The sequence below is a fragment of the Streptomyces sp. NPDC007088 genome (assembly GCF_042869355.1).
In the GTDB taxonomy this organism is placed as follows: domain Bacteria; phylum Actinomycetota; class Actinomycetes; order Streptomycetales; family Streptomycetaceae; genus Streptomyces.
This window is the reverse complement of record NZ_JBIAFO010000025.1, coordinates 51,958-67,645: the sequence shown is the minus strand read 5'-3', so window position 1 is coordinate 67,645 and position 15,688 is coordinate 51,958. Positions and strand designations below refer to the sequence as shown.

The 15,688-nt window shown below is 74.1% G+C and carries 16 protein-coding genes; 5 read left to right on the top strand and 11 right to left on the bottom strand.

Translation table 11 applies throughout. The features are described from left to right. Window positions 1-117 precede the first annotated feature (117 nt). A complete protein-coding gene (locus ACFYMP_RS28405; protein ID WP_388862907.1) occupies window positions 118-1,116 on the top strand; it encodes a LacI family DNA-binding transcriptional regulator in 999 nt (332 codons plus the stop codon). Between the two features lie 298 nt (window positions 1,117-1,414). Here the strand turns inward: ACFYMP_RS28405 and ACFYMP_RS28400 are convergent, their stop codons facing one another. The 3 genes from ACFYMP_RS28400 to ACFYMP_RS28390 are packed head-to-tail and all read right to left on the bottom strand — an operon-like array spanning window position 1,415 to window position 3,761. Then, on the bottom strand, window positions 1,415-1,843 hold the full coding sequence (locus tag ACFYMP_RS28400; RefSeq protein WP_388862905.1) for a RidA family protein: 429 nt from the start codon (window positions 1,841-1,843) through the stop codon (window positions 1,415-1,417). Continuing rightward, window positions 1,840-2,967 (bottom strand): mandelate racemase/muconate lactonizing enzyme family protein, encoded by a 1,128-nt coding sequence (locus ACFYMP_RS28395; RefSeq protein ID WP_388862903.1) that lies wholly within the window; start codon window positions 2,965-2,967, stop codon window positions 1,840-1,842. Before ACFYMP_RS28395 ends, ACFYMP_RS28400 begins: the two co-directional genes overlap by 4 nt. Next, window positions 2,964-3,761 carry a creatininase family protein gene (locus tag ACFYMP_RS28390; RefSeq protein ID WP_388862901.1) on the bottom strand — a complete coding sequence of 266 codons (798 nt, stop codon included), beginning with the start codon at window positions 3,759-3,761 and terminating at the stop codon, window positions 2,964-2,966. The genes ACFYMP_RS28395 and ACFYMP_RS28390 overlap by 4 nt, the downstream gene beginning before the upstream one ends. 41 nt (window positions 3,762-3,802) lie before the next feature. On the opposite strand from ACFYMP_RS28390, the gene ACFYMP_RS28385 reads away from it, so the two are divergent. Next, window positions 3,803-4,771: an ROK family protein gene (locus ACFYMP_RS28385; RefSeq protein WP_388862899.1), complete on the top strand. Its 969-nt coding sequence runs from the start codon at window positions 3,803-3,805 to the stop codon at window positions 4,769-4,771. Between the two features lie 20 nt (window positions 4,772-4,791). Here ACFYMP_RS28385 and ACFYMP_RS28380 read toward each other — a convergent pair whose 3' ends face one another. Genes ACFYMP_RS28380 through ACFYMP_RS28360 form a run of 5 tightly spaced genes read right to left on the bottom strand, consistent with a single transcriptional unit; the run spans window position 4,792 to window position 9,992 of the window. Beyond that, the gene (locus ACFYMP_RS28380) at window positions 4,792-5,682 is read right to left on the bottom strand and encodes an ATP-binding cassette domain-containing protein (protein ID WP_388862897.1); all 891 of its coding nucleotides are present in this window, start codon (window positions 5,680-5,682) and stop codon (window positions 4,792-4,794) included. Further along, window positions 5,679-6,503 (bottom strand): ATP-binding cassette domain-containing protein, encoded by an 825-nt coding sequence (locus ACFYMP_RS28375; protein WP_388862895.1) that lies wholly within the window; start codon window positions 6,501-6,503, stop codon window positions 5,679-5,681. The genes ACFYMP_RS28380 and ACFYMP_RS28375 overlap by 4 nt, the downstream gene beginning before the upstream one ends. Further along, the gene (locus ACFYMP_RS28370) at window positions 6,500-7,411 is read right to left on the bottom strand and encodes an ABC transporter permease (RefSeq protein WP_388862893.1); all 912 of its coding nucleotides are present in this window, start codon (window positions 7,409-7,411) and stop codon (window positions 6,500-6,502) included. Before ACFYMP_RS28370 ends, ACFYMP_RS28375 begins: the two co-directional genes overlap by 4 nt. After that, a complete protein-coding gene (locus tag ACFYMP_RS28365; RefSeq protein WP_388862891.1) occupies window positions 7,408-8,421 on the bottom strand; it encodes an ABC transporter permease in 1,014 nt (337 codons plus the stop codon). The genes ACFYMP_RS28370 and ACFYMP_RS28365 overlap by 4 nt, the downstream gene beginning before the upstream one ends. Continuing rightward, window positions 8,418-9,992, bottom strand: coding sequence for an ABC transporter substrate-binding protein (locus ACFYMP_RS28360; protein ID WP_388862889.1), 1,575 nt, complete (start codon window positions 9,990-9,992; stop codon window positions 8,418-8,420). The genes ACFYMP_RS28365 and ACFYMP_RS28360 overlap by 4 nt, the downstream gene beginning before the upstream one ends. 54 nt (window positions 9,993-10,046) lie before the next feature. Here ACFYMP_RS28360 and ACFYMP_RS28355 point away from each other — a divergent pair, with 54 nt between their 5' ends. After that, window positions 10,047-10,949 carry an IclR family transcriptional regulator gene (locus tag ACFYMP_RS28355; protein ID WP_388862887.1) on the top strand — a complete coding sequence of 301 codons (903 nt, stop codon included), beginning with the start codon at window positions 10,047-10,049 and terminating at the stop codon, window positions 10,947-10,949. After that, window positions 10,946-12,007, top strand: coding sequence for a serine hydrolase domain-containing protein (locus ACFYMP_RS28350; protein WP_388862885.1), 1,062 nt, complete (start codon window positions 10,946-10,948; stop codon window positions 12,005-12,007). The genes ACFYMP_RS28355 and ACFYMP_RS28350 overlap by 4 nt, the downstream gene beginning before the upstream one ends. A 171-nt stretch (window positions 12,008-12,178) precedes the next feature. On the opposite strand, the gene ACFYMP_RS28345 is transcribed toward ACFYMP_RS28350, so the two are convergent. Then, a complete protein-coding gene (locus tag ACFYMP_RS28345) occupies window positions 12,179-12,850 on the bottom strand; it encodes an enoyl-CoA hydratase-related protein (RefSeq protein ID WP_388862883.1) in 672 nt (223 codons plus the stop codon). A gap of 427 nt (window positions 12,851-13,277) precedes the next feature. Here ACFYMP_RS28345 and ACFYMP_RS28340 point away from each other — a divergent pair, with 427 nt between their 5' ends. Next, window positions 13,278-14,489 carry an FAD-dependent monooxygenase gene (locus ACFYMP_RS28340; protein WP_388862881.1) on the top strand — a complete coding sequence of 404 codons (1,212 nt, stop codon included), beginning with the start codon at window positions 13,278-13,280 and terminating at the stop codon, window positions 14,487-14,489. Window positions 14,490-14,531: 42 nt separating this feature from the next. On the opposite strand, the gene ACFYMP_RS28335 is transcribed toward ACFYMP_RS28340, so the two are convergent. Continuing rightward, window positions 14,532-14,786 carry a hypothetical protein gene (locus tag ACFYMP_RS28335; RefSeq protein ID WP_388862879.1) on the bottom strand — a complete coding sequence of 85 codons (255 nt, stop codon included), beginning with the start codon at window positions 14,784-14,786 and terminating at the stop codon, window positions 14,532-14,534. 10 nt (window positions 14,787-14,796) lie between these two features. Beyond that, a complete protein-coding gene (locus ACFYMP_RS28330; protein WP_388862877.1) occupies window positions 14,797-15,468 on the bottom strand; it encodes a TNT domain-containing protein in 672 nt (223 codons plus the stop codon). Between the last annotated feature and the right edge of the window lie 220 nt (window positions 15,469-15,688).

Sequence of the window (15,688 nt, the reverse complement as noted above, 5' to 3'; positions counted from 1 at the left end):
CCTGATTCGCCACCCCGCTGCCGGACCGCCGCGCGCCTACGTATAGTGAGAGACGTACATACGTATGGTGAACACAGTCCAGCCGGTGCGGCACGCCGGGCGGGGAGCGGAGGGCCGATGGCGATCACGAGCCACGACGTGGCGAGGCTGGCGGGCGTGTCCCAGCCCACGGTCTCGCGGGCCCTGCGGGACGACCCGAGAGTGTCGGCGGCGACCCGCGAGAAGGTCAGACGGGCCGCGGCGGCGCTGAACTACGTGCCCAGTGAGGCCGGGCGGACCCTGTCGACCCGCTCCACGCGCCGTGTCGGCGTCATCGTCACCGACCTGACGAACCCCTTCTACCCGCACGTCGTCGCGCCCCTGCACGACGAGCTCCAGCACCTGGGCTACCGGATGATGCTCATCACGGAGCGCTCCGACGAGGCGGTCGCCGAGGAGAGCCTGCTCGACCAGTCCCTGGACGGGGTGGTCCTGGCGACCGCGACCACCGAGTCCCGGCTCCCGGCCCAGCTCGACCGCAGGGGCATCCCGTACGTGTTCCTCAACCGCGACACCGGCGGCCACGGCGAGTACGCCTCGGTCGTCGACAACGAGGGCGGCGGGCGCCTGGTCGCCGAGGTGCTCGTCGGGCTCGGGCACCGCCGGATCGCCGGGGTCTTCGGCGCGGCCAACACGACGACCGGCCGGGAGCGGGAACTCGGCTTCCGGCTCGCCCTCGCGGAGGCCGGGATCGGCCTCCAGGAGGACCGTGTCGCGCGCGGCGCCTTCGAGTACCGGACGGGCTACGAGGCGCTGCCCTTCCTGCTGGAGGCGGCACAGGCGCCCACGGCGGTGTTCTGCGGCAACGACGTGGTCGCCATCGGCGTCCTGAACGCCGCCCTGGCCGCCGGGCTGCGGGTGCCCGAGGACCTCAGCGTGATCGGCTTCGACGATCTCCCGATGGCCGCCTGGGAGGTGTTCCGGCTGACCACGGTCCGCCACGACCTCACGGAACTCTCGCGGCAGGCGGCCCGTCTGCTCGTGCGCCGGATCGGCGGTGAGGCCGACCCGGCCGGGGAACGCCTCGTGCTGCCCACCGAGTTCGTACCCCGGGCCACGCACGCCCGCCCGTCCTGAGCCTCAGCGGGCGGTCCGCGGCACCGCTCGACACACCTCCGGATCGCGCGGGGCGGGATGGCCGTCGACGGCGGGCCTCTTCAGCCACCGGAGGGGGCGAGGGACTGTGCTTCGGCGCGCGTGATCCGCGCACGCCAAACGGTAGACGTGACGCCTCCACAGGACCAGGAGGGGCGAGTCCCGCGCGATCCGTGGGGTTTCCCCCGGCCTCAAACGCCCGGTCGGCCCGGCGCGTTCCCGGCCCGTGGCGGCGGGCCCCACCCGGCTCGGCGGGGCCCGCGGGCCTTCGCCCGGACCCTCAGGGGTGCGGGCCGCCGCCGGAGGCCGGGCCGCCGCCGGGGCGCGGGACGAGCGCCACCACGTCGATCTCCACCAGGATGTCCATGAGGTCGGAGCCGACGGTGGTGCGGACCGGGCGCGGTGCGCCGAAGAACGCGCGGTACGCCGCGTCGAAGGCCGCGAAGTCCCGGTGCAGATGCTGGAGATGGACGGTGACCTTGACGACGTCGTCCAGGCTCGCGCCACCGGCCCGCAGAACGGCGCTCAGATTGCGCAGGACCTGCGCGGTCTGCTCGCCCACGGTGTCGGCGACCAGCCCCGTGCCCGGGTCCTGCGGCCCGAAGCCCGAGGTGAAGAGGTACGGGCCCGCGAGGAGCCCCTGGCTGTAGGCGCCCGCGGGGTCGGGGGCGTGCGGGGTGGTGACCTGGCGGGACCGCTCGGCGCTCATCGGGTCAGGTCCCCCTCGCGCGCGTTGACCTCGGCGTAGTGGCGCAGTTTGTCCTCGTCGACGGTGACCCCGAGGCCGGGCCCCGTGGGCACGCGCAGGCTGCCGTCCCGCAGGGTGAGCGGTTCGATGATGTCGTCGGCGTGCAGGTAGTACATCGAGTCGATGGCCCGGGAGAGGACTGGTGTGGACGCGACGACGGCGAGGTGGGCCGCGGTCGCGATGCCGAGTTCGCCGCCGCTGTGCAGGTTCATCCCGAGCCCGAAGGTCTCGCAGTGCGCGGCGAGGTTCTTGGTGGCCGCGATCCCGCCCCACTTGTAGACGTCCCCGTGGATCACGTCGACCGCGCCGAGGCGCACCGCGGGGGCGAACTCCTCGAACCGTACGACGCACATGTTGGTGCACAGCGGGATGCGGACCCTCGCGCGGACCTGGCTCATGCCCTCGATCCCGGTGCAGGGGTCCTCCAGGTACTCCAGGTCCAGTTCCTCCAGCGCTATCCCGGCCCGCACCGAGTCGGGCACCGACCAGGCGGCGTTCGGGTCGACCCGCAGGTTCACCTCGGGCAGGGCGGTGCGCAGGGCGCGCAGGATCGCGACGTCGCCGCCCACGTCCCTGGTGCCCTTGAGCTTGACGGCCCGGAAACCGCCCTCCTCCACGACCCGCCGGGTGTGCTCGGCGAGGGCCCGCGGCAGGTCCTCGGCGGCGGCCCCGGGGGCGTCGGCGCGGGTGACGAGGGCGGTCAGCGGGACCTCCTCGCGGACCGGGCCGCCCAGGAGATCGGTCAGGGACTGCCCAGTGGCCCTGCCCACGACGTCCCAGCACGCGACGTCCAGCGCGGCGAGGGCCGCGTAGCCGAGGTAGCCGTAGAAGAACGGCACCATGTGGTGCTTGCGGTGGAACGCCTCCAGCGCGAAGGGACTCGTGCCGATCAGGTCCTCGGCGAGGGTCCTGACGATCGACGCGACGGGCCGGCCCCACATCGTCTCGCCCCAGCCCTCGACGCCGGTGTCGGTACGGATGCGGACCACGGTCCTGGTCTCGCCGGTCTTCGTCTCGAAGGAGCTGGTGAACGGGTTGACGAGGGGAAGGTTGACGACGCGGACGTCGATGTCGGTGATCTTCATGTTGTTCCTCGGCCGGAGCGGGTGGCGGTGTCGAAGGCGTACAGGGCGCGGGCGAGTCCCCGGGCGCGGTCGTCGAGCAGGCGGTGACCGGCGGCGGCGCTCGCGCCGGAGGCGTCGTCGGTGGCCCCGCCGACGCGCTCCCACTCGCCGTGCCGCTCGACGGTCAGCCCCGGGTACGGGGGCCGGTCGAACAGGGGTGGCGGCTGTACCGGCCGGCGGGCGGGGACCGGGGTGCGGACGAGGGCCGGGTGGGCGGCGAGCATCAGGGAGGTCTCGAACCAGCCCGCGTGACCCGGGGTGACCTCCGGGCGGCCCCCGTCGCCGTCGCCGCCGGTCACGCTCCAGTACGAGCAGGCGGCGGCGGTCACCTCGTGGCGCAGCGCGAACGCCTTCACGGCGAGCCGCATGATCTCGTCGTTGCCGCCGTGCCCGTTGACGACGAGGACCCGCCGGTGCCCACAGGCCGCGAGGGAGTCGAGCAGCTCGCCGAGCACGGCCGTCAGAGTGGCCGGGGAGAGGGTCAGCGCGGCGGCGAACAGGTGGTGGGGGCTGTGCCCGTACGGCAGCGTCGGCAGGCGGACGACCCGCGGACCGGGACCTTCCCGGCCCGTGTCGCCGTTCGCGAGGAGGGCCAGGGCCCGGTCCACCACCGCCTCGACCAGGAGGGTGTCGGTGCCGAGCGGCAGGTGCTCCGCGTGCTGCTCCTGGGAGCCGATGGGCAGCAGCGCGATCGCCTCGGTGGCCGCCTCGCGGGTCTCACGCCAGGTGGATTCCGTGAGCTCGTGGTGACTCATGCGACTGTCTCCCGGTGACACGGGCGTGGCAGAGTCGGCGTATGGCGCATGAACGTTCTCCTTTGCGGTTGGTGCCCGAGCCCGCGACGGGCCCGGTCGGAGCGGAGGCCCCCGCGGTGCTGGGGGCGGTGGAACTGGTGCCCGGCCGGGTCCGGGCGGCGGTCGTCGCGCGCTCCGGGGGCGTGCTGGAACGCGCCGAGGCGGGGTTCGACGCCGCTTCGCTCCTGCCCGGGGAGGTCGACGCGGCGCTCGCCCGCGCCGCAGGGGTGTTCGCGGGGCACCGGCTCAGCGGTGTCGGCGTCGCGGCGGCGGGCGTCGTCGATCCCGCGGCCGGCCGCGTCGTCGAGGTGAACGACGCCCCCTCGCTGCGCGGCTACCCGGTCACCGAGCGGCTCGAAGCGCTGACCGGGGCCCCCGTGCGGGTCGAGCACCGGGCCAGGGTGCAGGTGCTGGGCGACCGCTGGTTCGGTCCCGGGCGCGGCCGGAAGTCCTTCGCGTCGGTGTCCACGGGTGAGGTGCTGGGCGTGGGCATCCTCTACGGGGGCGAGGTGCTGGCCCCCGACGGCGGCCGCAGCGGCGCTCACATGACGGTGTCGGCGAGCGGCGAGGTGTGCACCTGCGGGCGGCGCGGCTGCTGGAAGACGCTCGCCACGACGCGCTGGCTGCGCCGGCGCGCGGCCGGGCTCGGCATCGAAGGACTCGACGCCTCCCGAGGCCCGCTCGGCGCCCTGGTGGCGTGCGAGGACGAGCGGGCCGCCCAGGTCGTGACGGAGTACGCGGAGAACCTCGTGCTCGGCCTCGCGACCGTCCAGCAGCTGTTCGCCTGCGGCCTGTTCGTCCTGCACGGCGAGGCGCGCGAGGGAGGGGAGACCTTCCGCGCCCTCGTGGAGTCCCGGCTGCGCGCCGACGTGCTCGGCGGCGGCGAACTGCCCCGCGTGGTGGTGAGCGAGGCCGCGGTGGACGATGTCGCGCTGCTCGGCGGCGCGGGCCTGGTCCTGTCGCGCGGCTAGCGCGGGCGGGCTGGTCCTCATCAGGCGCCGCCGCGGGCCCGCCGCCGGGACGGTTCCTTACGCGGGGTGCCGCCCCGGTCCGCGCGGCCGCCCGGGTCCCGCGGCCGCCGGGCCCGCGCCGGATCGGGTACCGGTACCGCGTCGAGGAGCCGGCGCGTGTACGGGTGGACGGGCGCGGTCAGGACCTGGGCGGCCTCCCCGATCTCCACGACGCGGCCCCGGTGCATCACGGCGACCCGGTCGGCCACCTGCTGGACCACGGCGAGGTTGTGCGAGACGAACACATAGGTCAGTCCCAGGCGGCGCTGGAGATCGGCCAGCAGGTCGAGGACGCGGGCCTGGACCGACACGTCGAGGGCGCTGGTGGGCTCGTCGAGGACGACGAGGCGGGGACGGAGCGCGAGGGCGCGGGCGATGGAGACACGCTGGCGCTGGCCGCCGGAGAACTCGTGCGGATAGCGGTCCATGATGCTCGCGTCCAGGCCCACGGCTTCGAGGAGTTCCCCGACCCGCTCACGGGTGCGGGCCCGGCCACCGCGGCCCCTGGCCTGCGGCTCGTGGGTCACGAGCGGCTCGGCGACGATGTCCACGATCCGCATCCGCGGGTTCATGCTGGAGTACGGGTCCTGGAGGACCACCTGCATCTGCCGCCTCACCCGCCGCAGTTGGGCCGGGCCGAGGGCGTGCAGGTCGGCGCCGTCGAAGCGCACGGTGCCCGCGGTGGGCTCCAGCAGGCGCAGCAGCAGCCGGGTGAGCGTGGTCTTCCCGCAGCCGGACTCGCCGACGAGCGCGAGGGTCTCGCCCTCGCGGACGCTGAGACTCACGTCGTCGACGGCGACGCTGCCCGGCCGTCCGCCGAACTCCTTGCGCAGCCCTTCGAGCACGAGCAGGGGCGGGGCCTGCGTGGTCATGAGAGCGGCTCCAATCGGGGCGTGGCGTCGAGCAGTTGCCGGGTGTACGGATCGGTGGGGCGGGCGAACACCTCGTGCACCTCGCCGCTCTCGACCGCCCGGCCGTGGTGCATGACGACCACGCGGTCCGCGGTCTCGGCGACGACTCCGAGGTCGTGCGTGATGAGGAGGACGGCCATGCCGTGCCGTGCCTGGAGCGTGACGAGCAGGTCGAGGATCTGCCGTTGCACGGTGACGTCGAGGGCCGTGGTGGGCTCGTCGGCGATCAGCACGCGGGGCCGCGCGACGAGCGCGGCGGCGATCATGACGCGCTGGCGCAGACCGCCGGACAGCTCGTGCGGGTACTGGCGGTAGCGCCGCTCGGGGTCGGGGACGCCGACCTCCTCCAGGGCCGCGAGCGCGGCGTCCCTGGCCTGCGCCCGGGTGTGCGTGCCATGGTGGCGCAGCACCTCGGCGACCTGCCGGCCGACCCGTTGCAGCGGGTCGAGGCTCGTCATCGGGTCCTGGAAGATCATGGAGATGTCGGCGCCCCGGACGCGGCGCAGGGCCCGCTCGCTTCGGGTGAGGACGTCCTGGCCGTCCAGCAGGACCTGCCCGCCCGCGTACACACACGGCGGTTCCGGGTTCAGCCGCAACGCGGACAGGGCGGTGGCGGACTTGCCGCTGCCGGACTCGCCGACCACGGCGAGGGTCTCACCCGCGCGCAGCGACAGGCTCAGCCCGCGGACGGCGTGCACGGTCGTGGCGGCGAGGCGGAAGTCGACGCGCAGGTCACGGATTTCGAGGATCGGGTCGGCGGGGGTGTTCGATTCGGTCGTCATCGGCGGTACGCCTTCGGGTCCGCGACGTCGCGCAGGGCGTCGCCGGTGATGTTGACGGCGAGGGAGGTGAGCATGAGGGCGATCCCGGGGAAGACGGCGACCCACCACGAGGTGCCGAGGTAGAGCTGACCGTCCGCGAGCATCGAGCCCCAGGTCACCGTCTCCTTCGGCACGCCGAGGCCCAGGTAGCTGAGGGAGGCCTCGGCGACGACGGCGGCGGCGACGTGGAGGGTCCCGATCGTGGCGAGCGGGGCCATCACGTTGGGCAGCAGGTGGCGGCGCATGATCGCGCCGTGCCCGACCCCGATCGCGTGGGCCTCCGTCACGAAGTCACGGGAGCGCAGCGACAGCACCTCGGACCGTACGACGCGGGCGTACGACACCCAGCCGGTGATGCCGAGCACGAGGACGACGTACCACAGGCCCGAGCCGACGAAGCCGACGACGGCGAGGGCGAGCAGGATCGCGGGGAAGGCTAGCTGGACGTCGGCCAGCCGCATCAGGACCCGGTCGGTCCAGCCGCCGAAGTAGCCGGAGCTGAGCCCGACGGCGGTGCCGATGAGGCCGGCGAGGAGCGCGGCCCCGGCACCCACCAGGAGGGACACCCGGGTGCCGTAGACGACGCGGGAGAGCAGGTCGCGGCCGAGCTGGTCGGTGCCCAGGAGGTGGGCCGCGCTGCCGCCGTCCTGCCACACCGGCGGTCGCAGCCGGTCGAGCAGGTCCTGCGCGTTGGGGTCGGCGGGGGCGATGAGCGGCGCGAACAGGGCGCACAGGACGAGGAGCGCGAGGAAGGCCAGGGCGGCCACGGCGAGCCGGTTGCGCAGCAGCACGCGCAGCGCGGCGGCGCGCGGCGCGGGGGCGGGCACGGTCCGCTCGTCCGTGGCGGGCGCCGGGGAGGTGGTGGTCATCGGGAGGTCCTCACCCTCGGGTCGAGAAGGCTGTAGGAGAGGTCGACGAGCAGGTTGACCACGACGAAGGTCGCGGCGAACAGCAGCACGGTGGCCTGGACGAGCGGGAAGTCGCGGTTGGAGATGGCCTCGATGGTGAGCTGGCCGACGCCCGGCCAGGAGAAGACCTGCTCGGTGAGGATGGCGCCGCCCAGCAGGCTCCCGACCTCCAGGCCGACGACGGTGACGACCGGCAGCGAGGCGTTGCGCAGGCCGTGCGCGAGGACGATCTTGACGGGGCCGAAGCCCTTGGCGCGGGCGGTGCGGATGTGGTCGGCGCTCAGCACGTCGACGAGGGAGGACCGCAGCAGCCGCGCGACGACGGCGACGGAGTACACGGCCAGGGTGACGGCGGGCAGCACCAGATTGCGGAAGGCGCCGTACCCGGAGGCGGGCAGCGCGTGCAGCCCGACGGCGAAGACCAGGATGAGGAGGATGCCGACCCAGAACGGCGGGGTCGACTGACCGAGCAGGATGCCGGTCATCACGGTGCGGTCGGTGGCCCGGCCCCGGCGCATCGCCGCGATGATGCCCGCAGGCACCGCGAGGACCAGGGTGACGACCAGGGCCCCGGCGGCGAGCTGGAGGGTGGCGGGGACGCGGTCGGCGAGGACCGAGCGGACCGGCTGGTTGTAGAAGAGGGAGTCGCCGAAGTCGAGACGGGGGATGCCCCACAGGTAGTCGAGGTACTGCCGCAGCAGCGACCGGTCAAGGCCCAGGCTGTGCCGCAGGACGTCCTCCTGATGGGCCGTCGCGTCGGGCGGCAGCAGGACCTTGACCGGGTCGCCGGAGAGCCGGACCAGGAAGAACGCGACGGTCGCGGTGCACAGCAGGACGAGCAGCGCGGTGCCGACCCGGGTGGCGACCGTGCGCAGGATCGCCAGTGCGGTGTCGCGGGGAGCGGCCGCGGCGGGGGCGGCGGCGGACTCCTCGGCCACGGCCTCGTCCTCGGTGGGGGTGGTGGCGCTCATCGGCCCACCTCCGCGCTCGCCATGTCGAGGACCCCGGCAGAACCCGGTTTCCAGTGCGGCCGGTCGTTGCGGGCGTAGATGTTGTCCAGCTGGTAGAGCGGGACGAAGGGCGCCTCCCGCTTGATGAGCCGCTGGAGGTCGGAGAAGGCGCGCCGACGGGTGCCGGGGTCGACGGACAGCTCCTCCAGGTCGACCAGGCGGTCCGCCGTCCTGTGGTGCCAGCGGCTCTGCCTGCGGTCGCTGCGCACATTGGACTGGAGCATGCTCTCGCCGTCGAGGGTCCACACGGTGGAGGCGGCCAGGTACATCGGGCCGAGCGCGCCGTGGTTGTCGGAGGTCAGCCGCTGCGCGTAGGTGCCGGGGTCGAGCAGGTTCACCGTGGCGCGGACCCCGGCGCGGGCCAGCAGCCCGGACAGCGCCTCGGCCACGTTGGCGTCCGCGTTCGAGGCGGTGAGGGTGGTGCGGAACCCGTCGGGGTGCCCGGCCTCGGCCAGCAGCCTGCGGGCGGTGGGCACCGAACGGGTGAACGGGGCCAGCTCGTGGTCGAAACCGAAGGCGCCGCGCGGGATCATCGCCGGCACCTCACTGGCCTTCCCGCCGAGCACCGCCTTCACCAGGAGGGGCACGTCGACGGCGTGGTTGAGGGCCTGACGCACCCGCCGGTCCCGCAGCGGACCGGCGGAGAGGGTGTCCAGGGACAGGTAGGAGGTGCGGATGCCCGGGTAGTGGTCCAGCGTCACCCCGGTGTAGCCGTCGAGCTGTTGCGCCGCGTCGGGAGTGAGACCCGCGACGAGGTCCACGCCGCCGCTCTGCAGGGCGGCGAGCGCGGAGGAGGCGTTCGGCGCGGGGCTGAAGACGAGTTCGTCCGGCGACGGCCGGCCGTCCCAGTGGCCCTCCCAGGCCCGCATGCGCAGTTCGTGGTCGCGCTGCCAGCGGGCGAAGGTGAACGGGCCGGTGCCGACGGGGTGCGCCGCGAAGCCCGCGTCGCCGACCTCGGCGAGGTGGCGCGGCGGCACCACGACACCGCCGAACAGCGACACCTTGTCCGGCAGGATCGGATCGTGCACGGAGGTGTGGAAGTCCACCGTGTGCCGGTCCACGACGCGTACGTCCTCGACGTAACGCAGCTCCACGATGGGTGACTTGGTCTTCGGGTCCAGAAGCCTGCGGATGCTGAAGCGCACGGCCTCGGCGTCACAGGGCTCGCCGTTGTGGAAGGTGACCCCCGGCCGCAGCCGAAAACGCCACACACGGGGCGAGAGCGCCTTCCAGGACAGCGCGAGCCGGGGCCGCAGCTTCCCGTCACGCCCCCGCGTGGTGAGCGTGTCGAACATGTTGACCAGGGCGTTCATCGAGACCATATCGCCCTGTTTCTGCGGGTCCATGGTCTTCGGATCGCCCGTCTGCGAGACGCGCAGCACGTTCCCCACGCCGGTCGCGGGGTCCGTGCCGCAGCCGGTGAGCAGTCCCGGGGCGGCCACCGCGGGCAGCAGGGCGCTGCCGTACCGCAGGATCGTGCGGCGCGAGGGCCGGCCGCCGGCTCCGCTCCACCCTCCACGTATTCGTTCCATTGAACAACACACCCGTTCCGGCAGATGGAATGCAGTGGAGGTAAGCTAGGCGACATGGGGAAACCGGTCAACACCCGTTCCAGTGCGCAGCCGGCCGGGCGGCCGACTGCCGGTCAGTCCGTCCCGGGGCCAGTGGACAAGGCGATGGAGGTGCTTTCGGCGCTCGTCGCCGGGGGAGCGCCGCACCGTCTCGCCGACCTCGCCCGCCGTACCGGACTGGCCAAACCGACCGTGCACCGCCTGCTGCGGGGTCTCGCGGACGCGGGTTTCGCCGAGCCGGCCGAAGGGGGGAGCTACCGCCCCGGCCCCCGGCTCCTCGGGCTCGCCGCCGCCGCCCTCGACGGGGGGCCCGAACTGCGCGCGGCCCGCCCGGTCCTGGCGGACCTGCGCACCCGCACCGGGCTGTGCGCCCACTACGCCGTGCGGGACGGGACGGCCACGGTCTGTCTGGACGTCTCCGAGCCGGCCCGCGAGTACGCCGTGGGGCCCCGGCCCGGCGCCCGGTCCCCGCTGCTCGGCTCGGCGGCCGGCCTCGCCGTCCTGGCCGCCTCGCCCGCCGCCGAGACGGAGGCGGAGATCGCCCGCGCCGAGGCCGAACAGGCCGAGACCTGGGAGCGGTTCACCGGTGAGAACGGCGCCGTGTCCGTGCCACCCACCTCCTCCGAGCGCCTGCGCGCCGCCGTGGACCTGGCCGCGCGGCGCGGATACGCCGTGGACGACGGATACGTCCGGGAGGACCAGCGGGCCGTCGCCTCGGTGGTGCGTGAGGGCACGGGACGCGTCGTGGGCGCCCTCGTACTCACGGGTCTCGCCTTCACCCTCGACGACGCGAGCGTCGAACTGTACGGGCCGATGGTGCGCGCGGCGGCCGGCTCGGTGTCGGCGGCGCTCGGCGAGCACGGCCCCCGCCTGGGACTGGTGTCCGGGCGTACCTTCCAGCCAGAGGAGGCACGATGAGCGCCGACACCCCCCGCGCCGGGGAACACCTGACACACGCGGGGGAGCGGTCCCGGATTCTGGAGCGTGGACGGGAGCGCGGCCTGTTCTCCGGCGCCGCGTGGTCGGTGGGCACCGCGAGCGGGCCCGCGGACCGGGGCTGGACGGGGACGCGCTCCTGGGACGGGGAGCCGCTGGACGGCGCGGACCTGTGGGACCTCGCCTCGGTGACGAAACCGGTCGTCGGGCTCGCCGTGCTCGCGCTCGCCGACCGGGGCGCGCTGACCCTCGACGACACGGTGGGCGCCCACCTGAGCCGCTACCGCGACACCGACAAGGCACCGCTCACGGTCCGCATGCTCCTCACGCACACCTCGGGGCTGCCGGGACAGGTGCCGATGTACCGCGCTCACCCCACGCGGGCCTCCCTGCTCGACGCGCTCGGCACGCTGCCGCTGTCGGCGCCGCCCGGAGAGCGGGTCGTCTACTCCTCCCAGGGCTTCATGCTCCTCGGCCTGATCGCCGAGCAGGCGGGCGGACAGCCGCTCGACACCCTCCTGGACGCGCTCGTGCTCTCCCCGCTGGGCATGCGCGACACCGGTTTCCGGCCCGCGCCGCGGGAACGCGAGCGCTGCGTGGCCACCGAGGACTGCCCCTGGCGCGGGCACCTCGTGCGCGGCGAGGTCCACGACGAGAACGCCGTGGTGCTCGGTGGCGTCGCCGGGCACGCCGGCCTCTTCGCCCCCCTCGCCGACGTCGAACGGCTGGGCGTGGGCCTCGCCGCCGGACTGCCCGGGGTACTGCGGCCGCACACCTTCGCCCTCATGACGGCCCCGCACACGGACGGCCTCAACCTCCGCCGGGCCCTGGCCTGGCAGGGACAGGACCCGCTCGACTCACCCGTGGGCCCGTCCTTCGGCCCGGACTCCTTCGGCCACACCGGCTTCACCGGGACCAGCGTCTGGTGCGACCCCCGGGAAGGCAGGTACGCGGTCCTGCTGACCAACCGCGTGCACCCCAGCCGCGCACGCACCGGTTTCGTGGAGCTGCGACGGGAGTTCCACGCGGTACGGGACTGAGGTGCGCGCCGCTTCGGGGGCGTGCCCGGACCGGGCGAGCGCCGCGCTCGGGCGGGCGGCCCGCCCGCCCGAGCGCGCCGACGGGGCCGGTGCCCGGCGCGGCCACCGGGCGCCCACGTGTTCCGACCCGGCCGCCGGGTACGCCTCCGGCGACGTGGACGCCGGCTACCTCTACGCAACGGTGACCGGCGTACGCAGCGCCGTGAGGGCCTGGGTGTAGAGCGTCTCCTTGATCTGGCCCCTGGCCTGGTTCGCCTTCGCGGCCAGAGGACGGGCCAGTGCCACGGCGGCCGCGAGGACCTCGTCTGCGCCGGCCACCGCGTCGACCACGCCCGCCGTGAGCGCCTGCTCGCCGCCGTAGCGGCGGCCGGTGGTCATCGCCTCGTGGGCGACGGCCGGAGTGAGGCGGGAGCGGATCAGCTCCGACATGCCCGGCTGGAAGGGCAGGCCCAGGTCGACCTCGGGGAGACAGAAGTAGCCCCGGTCCGCGCGCATCACCCGCAGGTCGTGAGCGAGCGCCCACATCGCGCCCGCCGCGAAGGTGTGCCCGTTGAGCGCCGCCACCGTCACCACCGGCGAGGCCAGGGTGCGGGCCAGCAGGGCGTGCACGCGGTCGAGGTAGGCCCCGTACTGGTCGCCGTGAGCCATGAGCCAGTCCAGATCCAGGCCGTTGGACCAGAACTTGCCGCTGCCCACCGTGACCAGCGCCCGTGGTCCCGGCGCCGCTTCCACCTCGTCCCACGCCGACTCCACGGCCCCGAGCCAGTCCGGGTGGAACCGGTTCTCGTCGTCCGCGTCGAGGTGCAGTACGAAGATCTCGCCGTCCCGTCCGAGTTTCGGCATGCGCGCGCTCCCGTCCCCTCGTGCCGTCCCACCCCGGGCGGGCGGGACACCGGGGCGGCGGTCCGCCCCCGGTCACGGCGTGACGATGGCACGGCGCGGGGGCTCCTCGCTACGCGTACGGCGAAGACGGGCGAAGATCACAGTCAGGCGAGAGTCAGGCGACAGTCAGGCGTCCGGGGGTCCGGGGCGTCCGCCTTCGCCGTTTCCGGCCCCTGTGCCCCTTGCCCCAGGGCACCTCCGGCCCGCGCCCCGTCCGACGGCCGCCGCCCGGGTGGACCTCGGCGGCACACCGCACCGACATGGCCGCGGCCCGCCAGGTCACTTGCTACCTTGCGTCCCGTTTCGGGCAGTTCGCTGATCAAGGGCCGTCAGGGACAGCCACGGGCAGCCAGAGGACAGCCAAGGGCAGTCAAGGACAGGAGCGCGCGTGAAGATCCTCGTAGTCGGTGGCGGGCCCGCCGGCCTCTACTTCTCCCTCCTGATGAAACGGCGGGACCCCAGCCACGAGATCACCGTCCACGAGCGGAACCCGGCCGGCTCGACCTACGGCTGGGGCGTCACCTACTGGGGGGAGCTGCTCGGCGAACTGGAGCGGCACGACCCCGAATCGGCGCGAGCCGTACGCGAGGCGTCGGTGCCGTGGAGCGACGGAACGGCCCGGGTCGGCGACCGGGTCACCGTGCACCACGGGGACGAGGGCTTCGGCATCGGGCGCCACCGCCTCCTGGCCCTGCTCACCGCCCGCGCCCGCGAACTCGGCGTCGACGTACGCTTCGACAGCGAGATCGACCCCACCGACCTGCCCCCGGCCGACCTCGTGGTCGCCGCCGACGGTGTGGGCAGCGCCCTGCGCGAGCGGCACGCCGGCCACTTCCGCCCCGAGGTCACCCACGGACGCAACAAGTACCTGTGGCTCGGCACCCCCAAGGTCTTCGACAGCTTCAGCTTCGCCTTCGTCGAGACCCCGCACGGCTGGATCTGGTGCTACGCCTACGGCTTCGGCACCGAGGGCAGCACCTGCGTCGTCGAGTGCGCCCCCACCACCTGGCGGGGCCTGGGCCTCGACATGGCCGACGAGGCCACCGGGCTCGCCACCCTGGAGAAACTGTTCGCCGGGCTGCTCGACGGCCACCCCCTCATCGGCCGCGCCCACGCCCACGCCACCCCGCACTGGCTCAGCTTCCGCACCCTCACCAACCGCACCTGGCACCGGGACAACCTCGTCCTGCTCGGGGACGCGGCCCACACCACCCACTACTCGATCGGCGCCGGCACCACCCTCGCCCTCCAGGACGCGATGGCCCTCGCCGAGGCGCTGCGCACGGGCGGACCCCTCGCCCCGGCCCTCGAACGCTACGGCCGCGAACGCCGCGAGGCCCTGCTGCCGGTGCAGAGCGCGGCCCGGTACAGCGCGCAGTGGTACGAGAACCTGCCGCGCTACATCAACCTCGCCCCCGAGCGCATGTTCGCCCTGCTTGGTCAGCGGCACTCCCCGCTGCTGCCCTACGTACCGCCGCAGCTCTACTACCGGATGGACCGCGCCGCGGGACAGCTGGAGCCCCTGCGGCGCCTCAAGCGCTGGCTCGGACCACGCCTGGCGCGCACCGTCCAGAGCCGGGCCACGGCCGCACGCGACTGAACCGCCCGCGCCTCCCGCCCCCGAGCGGGAGGCGCGGACGGATCAGTCCCCGAGCAGCAGGTGACGCAGATGCGCGCACCCCGCCGCCTCCGTGTCGTGCCGGGCCACCGGCTGCCAGTCACCCCGCTCGAAGGCCCCTGTCTCCCAGGCCCCGCCCGCCCCGCCCGCCGGCCGGACGGCACGCAGGTACAGGAAGTCGGGCGGCGTCGGCGCCGGTTCGTGCACGCCCTCGACCCAGTACACGGTGTCCGGGAGACCGGCGGCCCGCAACGCGCCCACCAGCGCCGTTCTGTCCACGTCCCGCAGACTACGCGACGGTGGACAGATAGCCGTGGTCCAGCAGCCACTTGACGTTCAGCCGCTCCCCCTCACCCGGGTCGAGGAACTCCGCGTCCAGCTTGATCTGCCGGCCGCCGCCGGGCTGCGCGAACCACGGGGCGATCGGCCCCTGCCACACCGTGAACCGCTTCCGCACCTCGTACACGTGGTAGTCGCAGGGCGACACCGGCTCACGGGTGTTGAGGTTCTGCGGCGGCAGGGCGCGCTTCGCGTACGCGTCCCCGGCCGGGGCCAGGAACCCGCCGTAGACCGAGCCGAAGCGGTCGAGCCGCTCCCCGCGCCGCAACCGGGTCGCCGTACGGTCCGGCTTGCCGTTGGTGTGCGTGAAACCGTCGTCCGGCGGGTACTTCCAGCCGCCGCTCCCCGCGTCGCCCTCCCAGTACTTCTTGAGGAACGCGGCCGAGGACAGCCCCCCGGTCCGCTGCCAGCCCCGCAGCAGCGGACCGACCGGCTGCTGCCGGGGGCCGGGCAGGTGGCGCGGGCCCAGCCGCGCGTCACCCCGGTACTCGCCCGTGCACGGAGCGGGACGGGTGCTCGGCCCAGCGGACTTGACCGTCTTCCCGGCCGCGGGGGCGGGAGCGGCGGCCAGCGCCGTCGCGACCAGGGCGGCCAGCAGCAGGGGCAGGGATCTCGACGTCACGCGAAGCGTCCTCCGGGTTCTGCGGACCGGGCACACGCGACGCGTCCGCTGTGACGGCGCGCCCGGTTCGCCCGGTAATCGACCCGCTGAAAACTACCGGCGCCCCCTCGCGTACACCCCCACGACAGGACGTTCCGGCGACAAAACCGCACCGAACGAGTGAGGGCGCGGAGTTCAAACCGCGGGCGGACCGGCCGCCTTCCCTCCCGCCCGGCCGCCC